This is a genomic window from Salinicola tamaricis (assembly GCF_003006155.1).
Taxonomy (GTDB): domain Bacteria; phylum Pseudomonadota; class Gammaproteobacteria; order Pseudomonadales; family Halomonadaceae; genus Salinicola; species Salinicola tamaricis.
This window is the reverse complement of record NZ_CP023559.1, coordinates 3,585,139-3,601,596: the sequence shown is the minus strand read 5'-3', so window position 1 is coordinate 3,601,596 and position 16,458 is coordinate 3,585,139. Positions and strand designations below refer to the sequence as shown.

General features: G+C 63.2%; 18 protein-coding genes and 2 pseudogenes. 10 read left to right on the top strand and 10 right to left on the bottom strand.

Annotated features, from left to right (window positions below; all coding sequences use genetic code 11):
- Positions 1-65: 65 nt before the first annotated feature.
- The 10 genes and pseudogenes from fliJ (at position 66) to CN538_RS25505 (ending at position 6,612) form a co-directional block, all read left to right on the top strand.
- The gene (gene fliJ, locus CN538_RS16540; RefSeq protein ID WP_106420143.1) at positions 66-530 is read left to right on the top strand and encodes a flagellar export protein FliJ; all 465 of its coding nucleotides are present in this window, start codon (positions 66-68) and stop codon (positions 528-530) included.
- Between the two features lie 124 nt (positions 531-654).
- Positions 655-2,052 (top strand): flagellar hook-length control protein FliK, encoded by a 1,398-nt coding sequence (locus CN538_RS16535; RefSeq protein WP_164999644.1) that lies wholly within the window; start codon positions 655-657, stop codon positions 2,050-2,052.
- Positions 2,053-2,232: 180 nt separating this feature from the next.
- Entirely contained in the window at positions 2,233-2,727 is a 495-nt protein-coding gene (fliL, locus tag CN538_RS16530) for a flagellar basal body-associated protein FliL (protein ID WP_106420141.1), read from the top strand.
- A pseudogene (gene fliM, locus CN538_RS26465) lies at positions 2,711-3,757 on the top strand (flagellar motor switch protein FliM). The gene fliL and the pseudogene fliM overlap by 17 nt, the downstream one beginning before the upstream one ends.
- The gene (gene fliN, locus CN538_RS16520) at positions 3,750-4,373 is read left to right on the top strand and encodes a flagellar motor switch protein FliN (RefSeq protein WP_242495276.1); all 624 of its coding nucleotides are present in this window, start codon (positions 3,750-3,752) and stop codon (positions 4,371-4,373) included. The pseudogene fliM and the gene fliN overlap by 8 nt, the downstream one beginning before the upstream one ends.
- A complete protein-coding gene (gene fliO / locus CN538_RS16515) occupies positions 4,307-4,747 on the top strand; it encodes a flagellar biosynthetic protein FliO (RefSeq protein WP_106420140.1) in 441 nt (146 codons plus the stop codon). Before fliN ends, fliO begins: the two co-directional genes overlap by 67 nt.
- Positions 4,744-5,511 carry a flagellar type III secretion system pore protein FliP gene (gene fliP / locus CN538_RS16510; RefSeq protein WP_422917518.1) on the top strand — a complete coding sequence of 256 codons (768 nt, stop codon included), beginning with the start codon at positions 4,744-4,746 and terminating at the stop codon, positions 5,509-5,511. Before fliO ends, fliP begins: the two co-directional genes overlap by 4 nt.
- 91 nt (positions 5,512-5,602) lie before the next feature.
- The gene (locus CN538_RS16505) at positions 5,603-5,812 is read left to right on the top strand and encodes an EscS/YscS/HrcS family type III secretion system export apparatus protein (protein ID WP_422917517.1); all 210 of its coding nucleotides are present in this window, start codon (positions 5,603-5,605) and stop codon (positions 5,810-5,812) included.
- 10 nt (positions 5,813-5,822) lie between these two features.
- The gene (locus tag CN538_RS25510) at positions 5,823-6,323 is read left to right on the top strand and encodes a flagellar biosynthetic protein FliR (RefSeq protein ID WP_340638154.1); all 501 of its coding nucleotides are present in this window, start codon (positions 5,823-5,825) and stop codon (positions 6,321-6,323) included.
- Positions 6,298-6,612 carry a flagellar biosynthetic protein FliR gene (locus tag CN538_RS25505; RefSeq protein WP_340638153.1) on the top strand — a complete coding sequence of 105 codons (315 nt, stop codon included), beginning with the start codon at positions 6,298-6,300 and terminating at the stop codon, positions 6,610-6,612. Before CN538_RS25510 ends, CN538_RS25505 begins: the two co-directional genes overlap by 26 nt.
- 171 nt (positions 6,613-6,783) lie before the next feature.
- Here the strand turns inward: CN538_RS25505 and flgL are convergent, their stop codons facing one another.
- From flgL to CN538_RS16460, 10 genes and pseudogenes are all read right to left on the bottom strand, one after another.
- Positions 6,784-7,989: a flagellar hook-associated protein FlgL gene (gene flgL, locus CN538_RS16495; protein ID WP_106420138.1), complete on the bottom strand. Its 1,206-nt coding sequence runs from the start codon at positions 7,987-7,989 to the stop codon at positions 6,784-6,786.
- Entirely contained in the window at positions 7,941-9,710 is a 1,770-nt protein-coding gene (gene flgK / locus CN538_RS16490) for a flagellar hook-associated protein FlgK (RefSeq protein WP_340638152.1), read from the bottom strand. Before flgK ends, flgL begins: the two co-directional genes overlap by 49 nt.
- A gap of 152 nt (positions 9,711-9,862) precedes the next feature.
- The gene (gene flgJ / locus CN538_RS16485; RefSeq protein WP_106420137.1) at positions 9,863-10,909 is read right to left on the bottom strand and encodes a flagellar assembly peptidoglycan hydrolase FlgJ; all 1,047 of its coding nucleotides are present in this window, start codon (positions 10,907-10,909) and stop codon (positions 9,863-9,865) included.
- Positions 10,909-12,036, bottom strand: coding sequence for a flagellar basal body P-ring protein FlgI (locus CN538_RS21320; protein WP_207233753.1), 1,128 nt, complete (start codon positions 12,034-12,036; stop codon positions 10,909-10,911). The genes flgJ and CN538_RS21320 overlap by 1 nt, the downstream gene beginning before the upstream one ends.
- A gap of 5 nt (positions 12,037-12,041) precedes the next feature.
- A pseudogene (locus CN538_RS21315) lies at positions 12,042-12,666 on the bottom strand (flagellar basal body L-ring protein FlgH).
- 106 nt (positions 12,667-12,772) lie between these two features.
- Complete coding sequence (flgG, locus tag CN538_RS16475) at positions 12,773-13,555, bottom strand: flagellar basal-body rod protein FlgG (RefSeq protein ID WP_035473254.1); 783 nt, start codon at positions 13,553-13,555, stop codon at positions 12,773-12,775.
- A gap of 40 nt (positions 13,556-13,595) precedes the next feature.
- Positions 13,596-13,697: a flagellar basal body rod C-terminal domain-containing protein gene (locus tag CN538_RS25500; protein WP_340638151.1), complete on the bottom strand. Its 102-nt coding sequence runs from the start codon at positions 13,695-13,697 to the stop codon at positions 13,596-13,598.
- A 5-nt stretch (positions 13,698-13,702) separates the two neighbouring features.
- Positions 13,703-14,359, bottom strand: coding sequence for a flagellar basal body rod protein FlgF (locus tag CN538_RS16470; RefSeq protein ID WP_340638150.1), 657 nt, complete (start codon positions 14,357-14,359; stop codon positions 13,703-13,705).
- A 72-nt stretch (positions 14,360-14,431) separates the two neighbouring features.
- Complete coding sequence (flgE, locus tag CN538_RS16465) at positions 14,432-15,649, bottom strand: flagellar hook protein FlgE (RefSeq protein WP_106420136.1); 1,218 nt, start codon at positions 15,647-15,649, stop codon at positions 14,432-14,434.
- An 87-nt stretch (positions 15,650-15,736) separates the two neighbouring features.
- Positions 15,737-16,441 (bottom strand): flagellar hook assembly protein FlgD, encoded by a 705-nt coding sequence (locus CN538_RS16460; RefSeq protein WP_106420135.1) that lies wholly within the window; start codon positions 16,439-16,441, stop codon positions 15,737-15,739.
- Between the last annotated feature and the right edge of the window lie 17 nt (positions 16,442-16,458).

The window sequence follows — 16,458 nt, the reverse complement described above, 5'->3', positions numbered from 1 at the left end:
AGGTGTGTCCCACAATGGCACTCGGTCACGGCTCTCTCATCGCGTGACGTCCGGATCACGGAGGTATGATTTTGGCCAACATGCAAGCCATGGCGATGCTGCGCGATCTCGCGCGAGACAGCAGCGACAAGGCGGTCAAGGATCTGGGGCAGCTGCAGCGTCAGCGCCAGGAGGCCGAGACGCGCCTGGAGCAGCTATTGCAGTATCGCGAAGAGTATCAGCACAAGCTCCACGCCAGCCTGACCGAGGGCGTCTCATCGACCCAGTGGCGAGACTTCCAGCAGTTCCTGGGTTCGCTCGACAGCGCCATTGCCCAGCAGCGTCGGGTGCTCAGCGAGCAGGAGTCGAGAGTCGAGAACGGCGTGACCCGCTGGCGCGGTGAACAGCGCAAGCTCAACGCTTACGACACTCTCTACGCCCGTGGTGAGCGCGATCAGCTGCAGCACCACGCACGCGCAGAACAGCGACACAGCGACGAGATGGCAGCCCAGCTGCGTCGGCGTCAGCAGGATAACGGCCGCACCTATTAGCCAGTGGTTGACTAGCCGGTGGTTGACTAGTCAGCAGTGGGCAACAGTCAGGCGGTAACGGGGCACAGACCCCGACACTCACAGCGAGATGACGACACGCATGGACGTGACACCGATTCCCCGTATGACCGCTACAGGCGATAAGGCAGCAAGTGCCAAGTCGAGCGGCGAGGCATCGCCATCGACAAGCTTCGCCGCAGCGCTGACTCAGGCCGGCGCTCAGCCACGCTCGCCGTCGAACGCTGAGACCGCCGGCGGCCGCGAGGCGCGCCCCGATGCCGCCCGCCTGAACGACGACACCAGCGCTCGACTGCCGGCCGATGCCATCGCCAAACTGGCACTCGCGGACACGGCCAACGCCAGTGGCGACGACATCGCCGAGACACTTGGCGCCCTGCTCGAAAAGGCCACCGGTGCCAGTGACGACGCCATTACCCAGGCGCTCACCGACACGGACGGCCAACGGAAGGCAACCAGCGAACAAGCCGATGCGCTGGCGCTGGCTGCGCTGTTCGCCGGTCTGCAGCCGCTGAGCACCACTGGCGATCAGCGTATGTCGACGGATCCCCGTAGCGGGCAACTCTTGACGCCTGGCATCTCGACATCGAAGGGCCTCGCAGGCTCGGCGAACGTGCTGGCCTCAGCCATCGGACTCGCCACCCGCGACCTCGCCGGTCAAGCGCCCGCCGACGATGGCGAAGCGGCGCGTACCGGCGCTCGCGTGCTGTCGTCCGCACTGGACTCGGCGGCGGCTCAGCGCCATAGCGACACCCTGGCCCAACGCGACGCGAACGCTCGTGGCGAGTCGCCGCTCGCCGCCCTGCTCACGCGCGCGGCGTCAGGGCAGCAGGCCTCGACCCAGGTACAGACGGCTGCCGGTACGGACACACCTTTGACCGCGGAGCAGCTGGCGGCGCGCACCCAAACTGCGGTCCAGGGAGTAGAGCTATCCTCGCTGAGCCGCGGTCACAGCGCCTCAACCGAGGCCAACGCGGGCTTTGCCGGCCAGCTGCAGCAGCACAGCGGCTCACCGATGGCGATGCCGCCCAGTACAGCGCCCGCGGCCGTGCCGAGTCACGCCCTGCCCGTCGCGGTTCAGTCGCCCCAGTGGCCCGCTTCTCTGGGCCAGCAGGTGCTGCAGATGCAGCAGCGTGGCGACGGCCAGATGGAACTGAAGCTACACCCCCGCGAACTCGGCGCCCTGAGTGTCAGCCTGAATGTCCATGACAATCAGGCTCAGCTGCAGATTCTCTCCGCGCACGCGCAAGTGCGCGCGGCCGTCGAAGCCGCCCTGCCACAGCTGCGTGAGGCGCTGGCCCAGAGCGGTATTGCTCTCGGCGAGGCGATGGTCGGCGACCACGGTCAGTTCCAGCGTGACCAGCAGGAAAACGATGGCCGTGGTACACCGGGCGCTGCGCTCGACGCCAGTGCACTGGCCACCCTCGACGAGCCGGCCGACGCGGCCACCACAGCGCTGAACGCGCTGCTCGGCGCCCGCGGCAATATCAACCTTTATGCCTGATCCGTGCTGCCGATAACACGGGGGCCGGCACTCGCCGGCGCCACTCTTGCTGTCGTGCAAGGCACAGGGGCCCGCCCCGTCTGAAAGGCGCAGTTAGCGCAGGGGATGGGGCCCTTTTCCGGCAATGACCGGTCATCGCGACAGCGCATAATCCGCTGCAACTTTCCAGGATTCCTATTCATGGCAGATGCAATGGCTGCACCTCAAGCCGCGCCACGCAAGAAACGCTCGCGCCTGATCATCGGTCTGTTGATCGTGCTGCTGGCAGCCGCCAGCTCAGCCGCGGTCTACTTCTTCCTCGACTCGAAAAGCGGCGCCGAGGACGTCGCTGCGGTAGAGGAGAAGCCGGCCGAACCGCCGACACCTATCTTCGTCACCATCGCCCCGTTCACTGTCAATCTGCAGAGCGATTATGGCGACCGCCTGCTCTATGTGGGCCTGTCGCTGCGGGTCGGTGATCAGACCACCAGCGATTTCCTGGTTCAGCACATGCCCGAAATCCGTAGCCGGCTACTGATGCTGCTGTCGGGCAAGAGTGCCGAAGAGCTGATCAAGCCGCAGGGCAAGGTCGAGCTGAAGCGTGAGATCCTCGGCCTGTTCGATACGCCGATCACCACACCACAGCCCAAATTGTCGATCGACGACGTGCTGTTCTCCGATTTCATCGTGCAGTAGGCGGCGCCAGGTTACCCATGTCCAAGACGATTTGCTGTCGCAGGAAGAGATCGACGCCCTCCTCAACGGCGTCAGCGGCGATGACGACGACAAGCAAGCCGAAGAAGAGGACGTCCGGCGAGAAGCGCACGCGTCCGTTCGATCCGGCCAATCAGCACCGGGTCATCCGCGAGCGCATGCAGTCGCTGGACATCATCAACGAGCGTTTCGCGCGCCTGTTCCGTGTGGCGCTGTTCAACCTGATCCGGCGTAGCGCCGATATCACGGTGTCCGGCGTGCGTTATCAGAGCTACAGCCAGTTCGCGCGCAACCTGCCAGTGCCGACCAATCTCAACCTGATCAGCCTCAAGCCGCTGAAGGGTACTGCCCTGCTGGTCTTTCCGCCCAGTCTGGTATTCATGGTGGTCGACAACCTGTTCGGTGGCGACGGCCGCTTCCCGACCAAATCGGACGGGCGCGAGTTCACCGCCACCGAGCAGCGCATCATCCAGCGTCTGATGTCGCTGGCGCTGGACGGCTACGGCGACGCGTGGAAGTCGGTCTACCCGCTGGAGGTCGAATACATGCGCTCGGAGATGCAGGTGCGTTTCGCCAATATCACCAACTCACCCAATGAGATCGTGGTCAACAGCACCTTCCATCTCGAAGTGGGCAATCTGGCCAGCGACTTAACATCTGTATTCCGTTCTCGATGATCGAGCCGATCCGCGACGTCCTGTCGAGTCCGATCGGCGTCTACGGCAGCAACGACGCCCAGTGGGAGTCGCGCATGGCCGGCGAGATTCGCCAGACAGAGGTCGAACTGATCGCCGACTTCGCCGATATCGATGCCACTCTGGGCGAGGTGATGGCGCTGGAAGTGGGTGACGTCCTGCCCATCGACCTACCGCAGGTTCTCGACGTGCGGGTCGACGGCGTGCCGGTCATGGCCTGCGAATATGGCACGCGTCAGGGCCAGCGCGCTCTGCGCGTCAAGCATCTGATCGACCATGGTACCTATTCCGCCATGAAGGATTTCGACAATGAGTGACGACAACAAGCCCGGCTCACCGGCCGATGGCGCCAAGCCACAAGATGAGCAATCCCAGGCGGCGACACAGGAAGACGCCGAAGATCTCTGGGCTGCCGCCATGGCCGAACAAGGCGTCGAGCCTGAGCCTGAGCCAGAACCCGAACCGCAGCCCGCCGCCAAACCGGCGCCGCGGTCGGAGCCCAAAACGGCCAAGCCGAACAAAGAGAGTGACGATGCGTCCTTCGTCAGCGCTGCCGATGAGCGCACGATGTTCCAGTCGTTCGACGAGGACGGCCCGTCGCATCCGACCCGTGATCTCAACATCATCATGGACATCCCGGTAAAGCTCTCGGTCGAGCTCGGGCGTACGCGCATCACCATCAAGCAGCTGCTGGAACTCGCCCAGGGCTCAGTGGTGGAACTGGACGGTCTAGCCGGGGAACCGATGGACATCCTGATCAACGGCTATCTGATCGCCCAGGGCGAGGTCGTGGTGGTCGAGGACAAGTACGGCATCCGTATCACCGAGATCATCACCCCCTCCGAGCGCGTGCAGAAACTCAACCGATGGAAGATCTTGCCCGCCAGGCCGAGCCGCTGGGCAGTGGCACCCATAGCGATATCGGCCTGCTGATGATGGGCAAGACCGCCGTCTCGCTGCTGGTGGTCATCGCCATCATCCTGCTGTGCACCTGGCTGTTGAAGCGCCTGGGCACCCAGCGACGAGGCGGTGGCAAGCATCTGCGCTTGGTCGCCAGCACCTCGGTAGGCCAGCGCGAGCGCGTGGTCATCGTCGAGGTCGAGAATCGCTGGCTGGTGCTCGGCGTGGGCGGTGGCCAGGTCACCAAGCTCGACACCCTGGACTCACCGCCAGTGCCGCCACCCGCACCCGATGGACCGGTAGGCCCACCGCTCACGGGCAGCTTCGCCAGTCGCCTGCGCCAGGCGATGCAGCACAATCTGCGCCAATCGCTCAAGCCGCGCCAACGCCGGGAGGACGAACCGTGAGTGTCCGCCCTCGCCCCCGTGATGTGGCCCTCGCGCTGATCGCTCTCGCCCTGCTGCTGGCGCCGGCGACTCAAGCGCTGGCCCAAACCCTCCCGGGTATCGTCAGCGAGCCGCTGAGCGACGGCGGGCAGCGCTGGTCGCTCAGCCTGCAGACGCTATTGTTCCTGTCGTCGCTGGCGTTCCTGCCCGCCCTGCTGCTGATGATGACCTGCTTCACCCGCATTATCATCGTGCTGGGGCTGCTGCGTACCGCCATGAGCACGCAGTCGTCACCGCCGACCCAGGTGCTGATCGGCCTGGCGCTGTTCTTGACCTTCTTCGTGATGTCGCCGGTACTCGATCGCGTCTATCAAGACGCGTGGCAGCCCTATGCGGCGGAGCAGATCTCGCTGGAACAGGCACTCGATCGGGGCAGCCAGCCGATTCGCGAATTCATGCTGGCACAGACCCGCAAGAGCGATCTGGCGATGTTCGCGCGAATCGCCAAGATCGGCGAGATGCAGGGGCCGGAAGATGTGCCGATGCGCATTCTCGTGCCCGCCTACGCCACCAGCGAGCTCAAGACGGCATTTCAGATCGGCTTCACCATCTTCATTCCGTTTCTGATCATCGACCTGGTAGTAGCCAGCGTGCTGATGTCGCTGGGCATGATGATGGTACCGCCAGCGACGATCTCGCTGCCGTTCAAGCTGATGCTGTTCGTGCTGGTGGACGGCTGGCAGCTGCTGATCGGTTCGCTGACCCAGAGCTTCTATATGAGTTGACATGCACGGCCACTGCGGTGGCCGGCCCGGAGGTGTGCAATGACTGCCCGAAATGGTATGAGCCTGCCTACCAGGGAATGAGCTTACGCTGATGATGGCCGGTCCCCTGTTGCTCACGGCACTGCTGATCGGCCTGCTGGTGAGTCTGTTTCAGCCTCGACCCAATCAACGAAATGACGCTGTCGTTCATCCCCAAGATTCTCGGGTCTTCACACTGATCATTTCCGGCTCGTGGTTGATCCAACTGCTGAGCAATTTCACCATCGAGCTGCTGACGAACATTCCGCAGATGGTCAACTAAGCCGTTCCGCATGATCGATATCACCAGCGCTCAGTGGCAGGCCTGGCTCCAGCTGTTCGGCTGGCCCAGCGTGCGCATTCTGGCGTTTCTGACCGCCTCACCGATCTGGAGCTGGTCGAGCGTACCGCGCCAGTTCAAGCTGCTGTTTGGCGTGGCCATGGCCTTCGCCATCGCACCGTCATTGCCACCGATGCCCAGCGTACCGCTGTTTTCGCTGGAGAGCGTCGGCATCATGCTGCAGCAGATTCTGATCGGCGCCGCCATGGGCCTGGTGCTACGGATCATGATCGCGGTGGTGATCAACGCCGGCGAATACATCAGCATGCAGATGGGCCTGGGCTTTGCGACTTTCTTCTCGCCCGACTCGGGCACCAATACCATGGTGCTGTCGCGCTTTTTGGAGATGATCACACTGCTGATGTTCCTGGCACTGAACGGACATCTGATCACTCGAGATCCTGGCCTGGACCTTCGAGGTGCTCCCGGTGGGCGCCACTTCGATCGACGCTAGCTTCGCCGAGACACTGGCCCGTTGGGGCGGCACCATCTTCACCTCGGGACTACTGCTGGCTCTGCCGGTGGTTGCTTCACTGTTGCTGATCAATCTGTCGCTGGGAATTCTCAACCGCGCCTCGCCGCAGCTGACGATCTTCTCCATCGGCTTCCCCATGACCCTCACCGCCGGCCTGGCAATGATTCTGGCGCTGACGCCCAACCTGGGTGGTTTCCTGAGCGACCTGTTCGAGCACCAGCTGCAGTTCATGCAGGGTATGATCGAACAAATGGCCGGCAGCGGCTGATTCCCCCAGCGCCCTTTCGGCGCTACTTGAAACCAGCGTTTCTTCGGTGCTCTTTGAAAACGCCGATCGAAAACGCCGACGCCCGGCTACGAAGTGCTTCGCAGCCGGGCGCCGTATTGGGCTCGCCGAACCAGATGACGTTATCTCAGATAACGTTACAACCCGTGTTCGTCAAACCAGGTCGAACAGCGAGGTGCCCTGGAGATTCATGAATGACTTCTGTGCCGCCTGCAACCCGACCTGACGCAGCACATACTCAGAGACGGCCGAGTTGTAGTCGAGATCGATCAGGTCGCTCTTGGTCTGGGTGTAGGCGACATTACGATCGTTACCTACGGTATCCAGCACGTCGAGTTCGTTGAGGCGCGCCCCTACCGACGCGCGTACGGTCAGCACGTTGTCCAGCGCGTTGTCCATCTCGCGACTGGTGGTGGAGAGCGTATTGGTGAAGGCTGCCTGAGCCTGATCGGAATCGATCGGCGTCTCCAACGCACCGAGCATCTTCTCGAGCGCGCCGAAGACGTCGGGATTCATGTTCTGGGCGCGGCCCATGGTGAGCGTATCACCATCCGCCGGGCGCCCCTCGAGCTTGAGGCGCACGCCTCCAACCTCGATCGCACCGCTCTTGCCGTCGTAGGTACCGCTGCCGCCCGGGCCACCGCTCACGTTGTAATCGTAAGTACCATCCCCGTTGTCACTAAAGGTGACGTCGAAGGTGCTGCCATAGCCGTTCGCCGTGGTATCGATGGTCTCGGGGCCGGAGAAGGTGAGTGATCCGTCATTGCCGTCTCCTGCCCGGGCCAGATAGCCGGCACCGGTGGCCACGCGCTGAAACACTTCGTCGCCGGTATTGCCTACCGCCATCAGGCGTGACGGCCCGACCTTCTGCTCGCGGCCCTCGGTAGCCCCCTGGTAGCTGATACCGCCGTTGGTCTCGACAAAGGGTGCCGCGCCATCTTTGTAGCCGCCAAAGAGATAGTTGCCGCTACCATCGGTGGCATTGGCCTGCCCTACCAGCGCCTCGTAGACGCCGCGCAGTTCGCTGGCCATGGACTGGCGAGCGGCGTCGTTCAACGTGCCATTACCGCCCTGTACCAGCAGCTCCTTGGCACGGACCAGCGCGTCGGTCACGCTGTTGAGCGCGCTCTCTTCCTGGCTCAGCGCGTTGCGCGCGGTGATACGGCTGTCTGACTGCTGGTTGTTGGTCGCCATCGACTGCGAGACGCCGACCGCACGCGCTGCCGCCTGGGGGTCGTCCGAGGGGCGCACGACGCGCTTGCCGGAGGCGATCTTCTCGCCGATCTCCATGAACTGGCTCTGCTGCCGGTTCATCGAACTGACGCTGCGCTCGAACATGATGACGGTGCTGACGCGCATGACACTCTCCTGACTGGGTGCCCACAGCGGGCACGCGCTTGGTCGATTCGGTACGCGGCCTTCTCCCTGGGGGACGAAGGCCAAAGGCTTAGCTTCTCAGGCCGAGAATCGTGTCGAGCACCGAGGTGCCGGCATCGATGATCTTTGGCGTTGGCGGTGTAGTACTGCTGATAGCGCAGCAGGTTGGCGTACTCTTCGTCCAAATTGACCCCGGAATCGGCCTGCTGATAGCTGTAGAGCTGGTCCGCCAGCCCCTGCTGAGTGGTGAGATTGGCGTTGATGATCGCCGACTGATTGCCGACATCGCTGACCAGGGCGGCGTAGGCACCGCTGAAGGTGGCCTGCCCACCCACCTGCTTCTGGTTCTGAAGATCCAGCAGCTTGAGCGCGTTGCCGTTGTCGCCACTGCCGCCGTTGGCACTGGCCGCCGCGGCAAAACGGCTGGTATCGGTGAAGGCGATGTCGAAACCCGCCGCGGCATTGCGTGTCGGCTGCACCAGGAACGTATCGCCATCGGCCGGCGTACCGCTAGGCGTGACCACGACGCCCCCGAAGACCAGATCGCCATCCGCATTGGGAGCGACGGTCGAGGTTTCGCCGCTGGTCAGATTCTGCAGCTGATAGTCGCCGCTGCCACCTTGATAGGTAAGCCTGTAGTCATCGGCGCTCACCGGCGTAGCATCGTTGTAGCTGGCACTCAGGGTGACGTTGGAAGCGTTGCGCATATTGGCCTGGGCACTTGGTGAACCAATCGAGAAGAACTTCTCGCCCGGCTCACCATCGAGATCGAAACCCTGCTCCTGCACCGCATTGAAGCTGCTCGCCAGGCTGGCGGCCAGCTGGCCAAGCTTGTTCTGCGCCCCGTCCAGCGTGTCATTGCGGAAACGCAACAGGCCGCCGAGTTCACCGCCCTGTATCACCGAGGCATTGAGCTGGCGCACGCCGCCGGTGGCGTTGCGATAGCCGATCGACTGGTTGGCGCTGTCCTCTTCGCCGGCGATGGCGCGCAGCTGATAGCTCTTGTTACCCGCGACCAGCGGCAAGCCATTGGAGAGCGACACCTGATAGGTGGAGCCATCCTGGATAGTCACATCGACATCCACCAGCTTGCTCAGATCGCCGACCAGCTTGTCACGCTGGTCCAGCAGCGCATTGGGCTCTTCGCCAGTCTTGGCGCGTGCCAGGGTAATCTGCTTGTTGAGATCGGCCACCTGACCACTGAGATCGTTGACCTGGGAGACGACGCTGCCGATCTGGCCATTGACGCCGTCACGCATGTCCTGCAGGTAGGTGTCGAAGGCGCGGAACTGCGCCACCATGCTCTGCGCCGTGCCCAACACCCCTTCACGGGCTGCCGCATCCGACGGCGAGCCGGAGAGATCCTCGAGGCTGGAGAAAAACTTCTGCATCAGCGTCGTGAGCCCTGAGTCGCCATCTGCGAGCAGGTCATCGACCTGATTGATCTGCTGCTGGTAGGTCTCGAGCGCCGTCTCGCGGCTGTTGGCCTGATTGAGCTGACCACTGATATAGGCGTTGTACTGGCGCTGAACGCCGTTCACCTTGACGCCGGTACCCATCTCACCGCTGCTGGCGTTCTCGCCGAGCTGTACCAGCTGGCGATTGTAGCCCTCGGTATAGACGTTGGTGATGTTGTTACTGGTGGTGGAGAGTGCGGACTGTGCCGCCCCCAGACCGCTCAATCCAATCGAGAACAGGCTCATGTCGAATCCCTGTCAGGCGCCATACCGCATGGCGAGTTGCAATCACGTTGAGATCATTATCGGCGCCATTCCAACGCGCTTTAACGTTATGGCCGTTGATTTGGCAATGTTTTGTAATCGGTCTCGCTGGCACCCGATCCTCGAGGTTCGACTCAGAACAGCGTGGTCGGTGCTCGCGCCAGCGAATAGGGGTCGGAGACCGCGGCAAGGGTCGGCTCTGCCGATATCGAGGCCAGATCGCCCAACTGGCCGATGATCCGATTGAGCTTGTCGGCGTAGTTGGGATCAGTGGCGTAGCCGGCTCGCTGAATGGCGTGGGCGGCCTGCTGCGGCGACGTGGCAGCGACCACCTTGCTATAGCGCGGATTGTCCCCGATCAACGCCGCGTAGTCGGCAAAGGCATCGGCGTAGGAGTCGTAGACGCGGAAGCGATCCACGGTCTGGATCGGTCGGCCATTGACGTACTCGGTGGTAGCGATGTCGGTAGTCTTGCCCTGCCAGGCACTGCCCGCCTTGATCCCGAACAGGTTATGACTGTTGCCGCCGGACTCCGTGGGAATTTCCCGCTTGCCCCAGCCCGTTTCCAGCGCGGCCTGCGCCAGGATCAGCTCGGCGGGCACGCCGGAAGCGTGCTCGGCGCGCTTGGCCGGCACCGCCAGTTTGGCGAGGAAATCGGCAACATGCGCAGCACGCCCGGCGAACTGGGTCGCAGCCCCTGCCAGACTGGCTACCGAGGTCGCGAGCTGATCAGTGGCCGTTTCAGGCGCCACATCGCCCGCCTCTGGGGCCACCGGCGAGCGCAGCGCGTTCGTCAACGGTGTGGGGATGCCGCGCGGAATACCCGCGATCAGCTTGCCGATATCCTCCTGCTGCGGCTGGGCCGGCTGGGTACCGGGCAAACCGCTGCGCTCGAGCTGCGTCACCAGCTGCTCGGCCAGGCCGAAGCCTCTGCCGGCCAGCTGCTGAGCCCACTGCTGGTCCTGCATCGACTGCAGCATATCGCCTTGCTGGCTGTGCAGCAGGTCCGACTTGGGGGTGGCCTCACGCATGCTCTTGAGCATCATCTGCAAGAACACCGCTTCGAACTGCTTGGCGGCCTCCTTCAGACTGCCCTGAGGCGAATGCCCGGCGCTGTACTTGAGTTTCTGGATACCCTGGACATCCAGCGCGAACTGCGACGAAAGATCGTTGCCGGTCATCAGATGATCTCCAGTTCGGCGTTCAGCGAGCCGGCGGCCTTGAGCGCCTGCAGAATCGACATCAGATCCTGGGGCGAGGCGCCTAGCGCATTCAGCGCATTGACCACATCCATCAGGTCAGCGCTGGTCTGCACCATCTGCAACGCGCCGCCCTCCTGTTGCACGTTGATGTTGGCGTTGGGCACCACCGCCGTGGTACCGCCAGAAAGCGCGTTGGGCTGGCTAACCTGCGGATTGGAGTCGATCACGACCGAGAGATTGCCGTGGGCGACCGCTGCGCGATTGAGCGTCACGGTATCCGACAACACCACCGAGCCAGTACGCGAGTTGACGATCACCTTGGCCGGCCCGCGATCTGCGGTCACATCGACCCCCTGCACCCGTGCCAGGAAGTTGACACGAGCATTGGGGTCCGCCGGCAGTTGCAGTCGCACGGTTCGGCCATCCAGTGCCGCAGCGACCGGCGCGCCGAACTCCTGATTGATCGCCGCCACCACGCGCCGTGCATTCTCGAAATCGGAGCGCTTGAGGAACATGTCTAGAGAACCATCGGCGGCCCCCAAACGCACCGGCACCTCCTGCTCGACGAGACCACCGCCGGGGATACGCCCTGCTGCCTGGTGGTTGATCGCCACGCTGCTCCCACCGGCCTGAGCGCCGACGCCGCCGACATAGACGTTGCCCTGGGCCAGGGCATAGACGCGGCCATCGGCCCCTTTCAATGGTGTCATCAACAGGGTGCCACCCCGCAGGCTATTGGCATTACCCACCGAGGAGACGGTAACGTCGATCTCCTGGCCCTGGCGCGAGAACGGCGGCAACTGGGCGGTAACCATCACCGCCGCCACGTTGCGCAACTGCATGTTGGTGCCGGCCGGGATAGTCACGCCGAGCTGCGACAGCAGGTTGACGATACTCTGGCCGGTAAAGGGTGCCTGGGTGGTCTGGTCACCGGTGCCATCCAGCCCCACTACCAGGCCGTAGCCCACCAGCGGGTTGTCGCGCACACCGGCAAAGTTGGCCAGGTCCTGGATCGGCTGGGCCTGGACGCTGGTAGTGGCTGCCAGGGTCGCGACGAGCAGCAGCCAGCGAGAAAGACGGGTACGGCAGCGGCAGAGCAGTGTCATAAGCATCAGAACGGCGCGATATTGAGGAAGAAAACGCTGCAACCAACCCATGGTCTGCGCCTCGTTGATGTAACCATCACCAACATACTCGATGCGGGCATCGGCGACCTGAGTCGACTGCACGGTATTGGAACCGCTGATCGAGCGCGGGTTGACCACCCCGGAGAAACGGATGTACTCGGTGCCTTGATTGATCGCAATCTGCTTCTCGCCCCGTACCTTGAGATTGCCGTTGGCGAGCAGATCGTAGACCGTCACCGTGATGGTGCCGGTAAAGGTGTTGTTGGCGTTGGCGCCCCCCGACCCTTTGAAGACATTACTGCCCTCGACATCGGTGCCGTAGTCCTCGAGCACGCTGAGCGGGCTGGGTACCTGATTCACCGTCAAGCCGATGGTGCCGTCGCGCGAGGCGTTCGATGCCGAACTCTTGCTCGCGCTCACCTGCTCATCGAGCACGATGGTGATGATGTCGCCGACCTGGCGCGGGCGCCGATCCTCGAACAGCGGCTGGAAGCCGAAGCGCGCCTGATAGATCGAGCCGTTGGCCTGAGACGGTGGCGTCGAGGGAATTTCGACCGGCGACGAGTTCTCGACCACCGAATGGCGCGGTATCTGAGCGCAGCCGCTCATACCTACGAGCAGGCAGAGCAGCACGACACGGCGGCCACGAGAGCCGCCCTTGGTCAGTAGCCGCCAGGTGCGCAACAGCAAAGATCCCATGAATGCTTGGCCTCGGTTACAGCTGGCTCAGACGCGCGAGCATCTGATCGGAGGTCTCGACGGCCTTGCTGTTGATCTCATAGGCGCGCTGGGTCTCGATCATGCTGACCATCTCCTCGACCACGTTGACATTGGAAGTCTCCACGTACCCCTGATAGACCGTACCGGCGCCTTGCAGACCCGGGGTCAGACTGGTGCTCGGCCCGGACGCATCGGTCTCGAGATAGAGGTTCTGACCAATGCTCTGCAGACCGGTCGGATTGATGAAGGTGGAGACCATGATCTGCCCCACCTGATTGCTCTGCGAAGTCCCCGGCTGGGTGACCGAGACCGTGCCGTCCTGAGCCACGGTAATCGACAGCGCATTCTGCGGAATGGTGATCGGCGGATCGACCGGGTAGCCGCCGGCGGTCACCAGCTGGCCATTCTGGTCGACCTGAAAGCTGCCATCGCGGGTGTAGCCGGTGGTGCCATCCGGCATCTGCACGGCGAAGAAGCCCTTACCGTTGATCGCCAGATCGCGCGAGTTCTCGGTATTCTGCAGGCCACCCTGGGTATGCAGACGCTCGGTGGCCACCGGGCGCACCCCAGTACCCACCTGCATGCCGGAGGGCAGCGTGTCGACGACCGACGACTGAGCGCCCGGCTGACGTACGTTCTGGTAGAGCAGGTCCTCGAACACGGCGCGCGAGCGCTTGAAGCCGTTGGTCGAGACGTTGGCCAGGTTGTTGGAGATGACGTCCAGCTTGACCTGCTGTGCTTCCAGCCCGGTCTTTGCGGTCCAGAGTGATTTGATCATGATGGCATTCTCATAGTCGTGAGCTCGGCACCAGGCGGGCTCAGCTGGTCAGCGACAGCAAGCTATTGGCACGCTGCTCGTTTTCATCCGCGCTCTCGATCATCTTCATGTGCATGTCGTAGCGGCGGGAGGAGTCGATCATCGAGATCATCGCGTCGGGGGCGTCACGTTGCTGCCTTCGAGCGCGCCAGGGATCACCCGCAGGGTATCGTCCGCCGGCACCGGATTGGCGTTCTGCTGCCCCGGCGGCGGCGTCATGCGGAACAGGCCGTCTTCACCACGGACCAGATTCTCATTGCCCGGCGCCACCAGCTTGAGCTTGGCCAGTGGGGCGATGGAGTCGGGGTTCTGGCCCGGCTCGAGCACGCTGATCGAGCCATCCGCGCCGATGGTGACATCGGCGCCGACCGGGATCACGATGGCCTGACCGTTATCGCCCATCACCGGGTTACCGAGCGAGGTCAATAGCCCGGTGGCATCGACCTGCAGGTCACCACGGCGGGTATAGGCCTCACCGCCGCCCGGCGGCTGCACCGCCAGCCAGGCATCGCCCTGCAGCGCGACGTCCAGGCTGCGCCCGGTGGTGCTGATGTTGCCCTGGGTGAAGTCGGATCCCGGGGTAGTCATCATCGACGCAACGCGTGTGGGCAGACGTGCCTCGCCTTCGACCGGGACAGCGCGCATCGCCATCAGCTCGCCGCGGAAACCCGGGGTCGAGACGTTGGCCAGGTTGTTGTTGACCACCGCCTGCTGCGCCATGGTCTGGCTGGCACCGCCGCCGGCAGTATAGAGAATACGGTCCATCTTGAGGCCCTCGGCAGGGCCGGCGTCACTGCACGCTCAGGCGTGCAGCGATCGACCGGCTGGGTGCTGATATCAACGCAGATTGACGACGGTCTGCAGCACCTGATCCTGCGTCTTGATGGTGTTGGAGTTGGCCTGGAAGTTACGCTGGGCGATGATCAGGTCGACCAGCTCCTTGCTCAGATCGACGTTTGAGGCTTCAAGCGTGCCCGACTGCAGGGCACCGAAGGAGCCGGTACCGGCGACACCCACCACGGCCTGACCTGAGGCAGTTGTTTCCTGCCACAGGTTGTCACCGATCGGCTTGAGCCCCTCGACGTTGGCGAAGTCCGAGAGCACCACCCGGCCCAGGGCGACGCTCTGGTCGTTGGAGTAGCTGCCGCGGACGGTGCCATCCTTGTCGATACTCACCCCCACCAGCTGGCCGGCGGCATAGCCATCCTGGTTGGGCGAATTGATCGCGTAGGATTGCTCGGTCTGACTCGATCCATTGAAGTCGAAGTCGAAGGCCAGATTGTTAGCGCCGTTGTTGGGATCGAAGCCCAGGGCCAGGGTCGAGGGGTCGTTGGTCAGACGGCCGTTGGGATCGAAATTCAGGTTACCGGTGCCGGCATTGGCGACAGTGCCATCATCCAGTGCCACCTGAGAGTTCACACGCCACTGGTTCTCGCCAGTCTTGGTGAAGTAGAGCTGCAGGTTGTGCGACACGCCCAGCGAGTCATAGACCGTGGTCGAGGTGCTGTAGTTGTAGGTGTCCGGATCGTTGGCATCGAAAGCCGCGGTGATGGTGTCACCACTGGCATCGAGATCGATGGCCGCGGAGGCATTGGCGGTCGCCTTGGCGGTGATTGAACCACTGGGGATCTGGATCACTTCCGGCTGACCACCGGTCGGCAGGGTCGCGGCAACGTTGGGATCGTTGAAATTGCGCACGTTGTAGCCCATCAGCGTGCCGCCCTGGGCATTGGCCAGATAGCCTTCGGTGGTCATCGTCAGCTGACCGTTGCGCGAATAGCCGACCTGATTGCCCTGCTGGAAGCGGAAGAAGCCGTCGCCGCTGATCCCCAGGTCGAGGTTGCGGTTGGTGGTCTCCAGCGTACCGTTACCGAAGTCCTGCAATACACCAGCCACGCTGGTGCCCAGACCGATCCTGCTGCTGGCGTAGACATCGGCGAACTGCACCGTGGAGCTCTTGAAGCCCTTGGTCTGGGAGTTGGCGATGTTGTTGCCGATGGCGTCGAGCTGCTGCGACGCCGCGTTCATGCCGCTGAGCGCTTGTGAAAAGCCCATGTTCGAATCCCTGCGTTAGCGTTGCGGGCCGATCGCCGGGACGGCGATCGAGGTGCGTATCGAGAAAAGCGTGCTGGCGTCGGCCGGTCAGAGAATCTGACGGACCTCGCCCAGCGTCACCGGACTGCGGTTGAAACCGAGATCCAACTTCACGCCGTCGTCACCCTGCATCACACCGTTGACGAGGGCGTAGTTGAGAACCTTGGGCGATGTACTGCTGTCGCCATCCAACACTTTCATCTCCACCGTATAGGTGCTGTCGCTGGCGGCCATGGAGCCATCCTCGAGCTTGCCGTCCCAGGTGAAGCTATGCACGCCGGCATTCAGCGCGCCGGTCGAGAACGAACGCACCACCTGTCCGTTGGCACCCTTGATGGAGACCTGCAAATCGCCGACCGCGCGATCCAGATCGACACCGACCGGCGTGGTGGCCACGGCACCGGTGGTGGTATCGGCATTGCCCACCAGAATCCGATCGCCGGGCACCATGACGCCCTTGCCGATCAGCGCGGTCGCCTGCAGCGCCTTGCCGGCATCGATCTGCTCGGTGATCGCCTGGAGACTGTCGTTGAGCTTGTTGATACCGCTGACCGTGTTGATCTGGGCCAACTGCGCGGTCATCTGCGAGTTGTCCATCGGATTGGTCGGATCCTGATTCTTCAACTGCGTGACCAGAAGCGTCATGAAGCGGTCGTTGAGCTCGCTGCCGGAATTGGTGCCGCTCGCCTTGCTCGGGGATGCGGTGCCATTGATGTTGGCGAGCGTGCTGCCGCCGATGACTGGACTGGACATACCGTTTCTCCTTGGCG

Bases quoted from the DNA above. Each gene is read 5' to 3' on its own strand.
- fliJ (WP_106420143.1), top strand. From the start codon at position 66: ATGATTTTGGCCAACATGCAAGCCATGGCGATGCTGCGCGATCTCGCG.
- CN538_RS16535 (WP_164999644.1), top strand. From the start codon at position 655: ATGACCGCTACAGGCGATAAGGCAGCAAGTGCCAAGTCGAGCGGCGAG.
- fliL (WP_106420141.1), top strand. From the start codon at position 2,233: ATGGCAGATGCAATGGCTGCACCTCAAGCCGCGCCACGCAAGAAACGC.
- fliN (WP_242495276.1), top strand. From the start codon at position 3,750: ATGAGTGACGACAACAAGCCCGGCTCACCGGCCGATGGCGCCAAGCCA.
- fliO (WP_106420140.1), top strand. From the start codon at position 4,307: ATGGAAGATCTTGCCCGCCAGGCCGAGCCGCTGGGCAGTGGCACCCAT.
- CN538_RS16505 (WP_422917517.1), top strand. From the start codon at position 5,603: ATGATGGCCGGTCCCCTGTTGCTCACGGCACTGCTGATCGGCCTGCTG.
- CN538_RS25510 (WP_340638154.1), top strand. From the start codon at position 5,823: ATGATCGATATCACCAGCGCTCAGTGGCAGGCCTGGCTCCAGCTGTTC.
- flgL (WP_106420138.1), bottom strand. From the start codon at position 7,989: ATGCGCGTCAGCACCGTCATCATGTTCGAGCGCAGCGTCAGTTCGATG.
- flgK (WP_340638152.1), bottom strand. From the start codon at position 9,710: ATGAGCCTGTTCTCGATTGGATTGAGCGGTCTGGGGGCGGCACAGTCC.
- flgJ (WP_106420137.1), bottom strand. From the start codon at position 10,909: ATGACCGGCAACGATCTTTCGTCGCAGTTCGCGCTGGATGTCCAGGGT.
- CN538_RS21320 (WP_207233753.1), bottom strand. From the start codon at position 12,036: ATGACACTGCTCTGCCGCTGCCGTACCCGTCTTTCTCGCTGGCTGCTG.
- flgG (WP_035473254.1), bottom strand. From the start codon at position 13,555: ATGATCAAATCACTCTGGACCGCAAAGACCGGGCTGGAAGCACAGCAG.
- CN538_RS25500 (WP_340638151.1), bottom strand. From the start codon at position 13,697: ATGATCGACTCCTCCCGCCGCTACGACATGCACATGAAGATGATCGAG.
- CN538_RS16470 (WP_340638150.1), bottom strand. From the start codon at position 14,359: ATGGACCGTATTCTCTATACTGCCGGCGGCGGTGCCAGCCAGACCATG.
- flgE (WP_106420136.1), bottom strand. From the start codon at position 15,649: ATGGGCTTTTCACAAGCGCTCAGCGGCATGAACGCGGCGTCGCAGCAG.
- CN538_RS16460 (WP_106420135.1), bottom strand. From the start codon at position 16,441: ATGTCCAGTCCAGTCATCGGCGGCAGCACGCTCGCCAACATCAATGGC.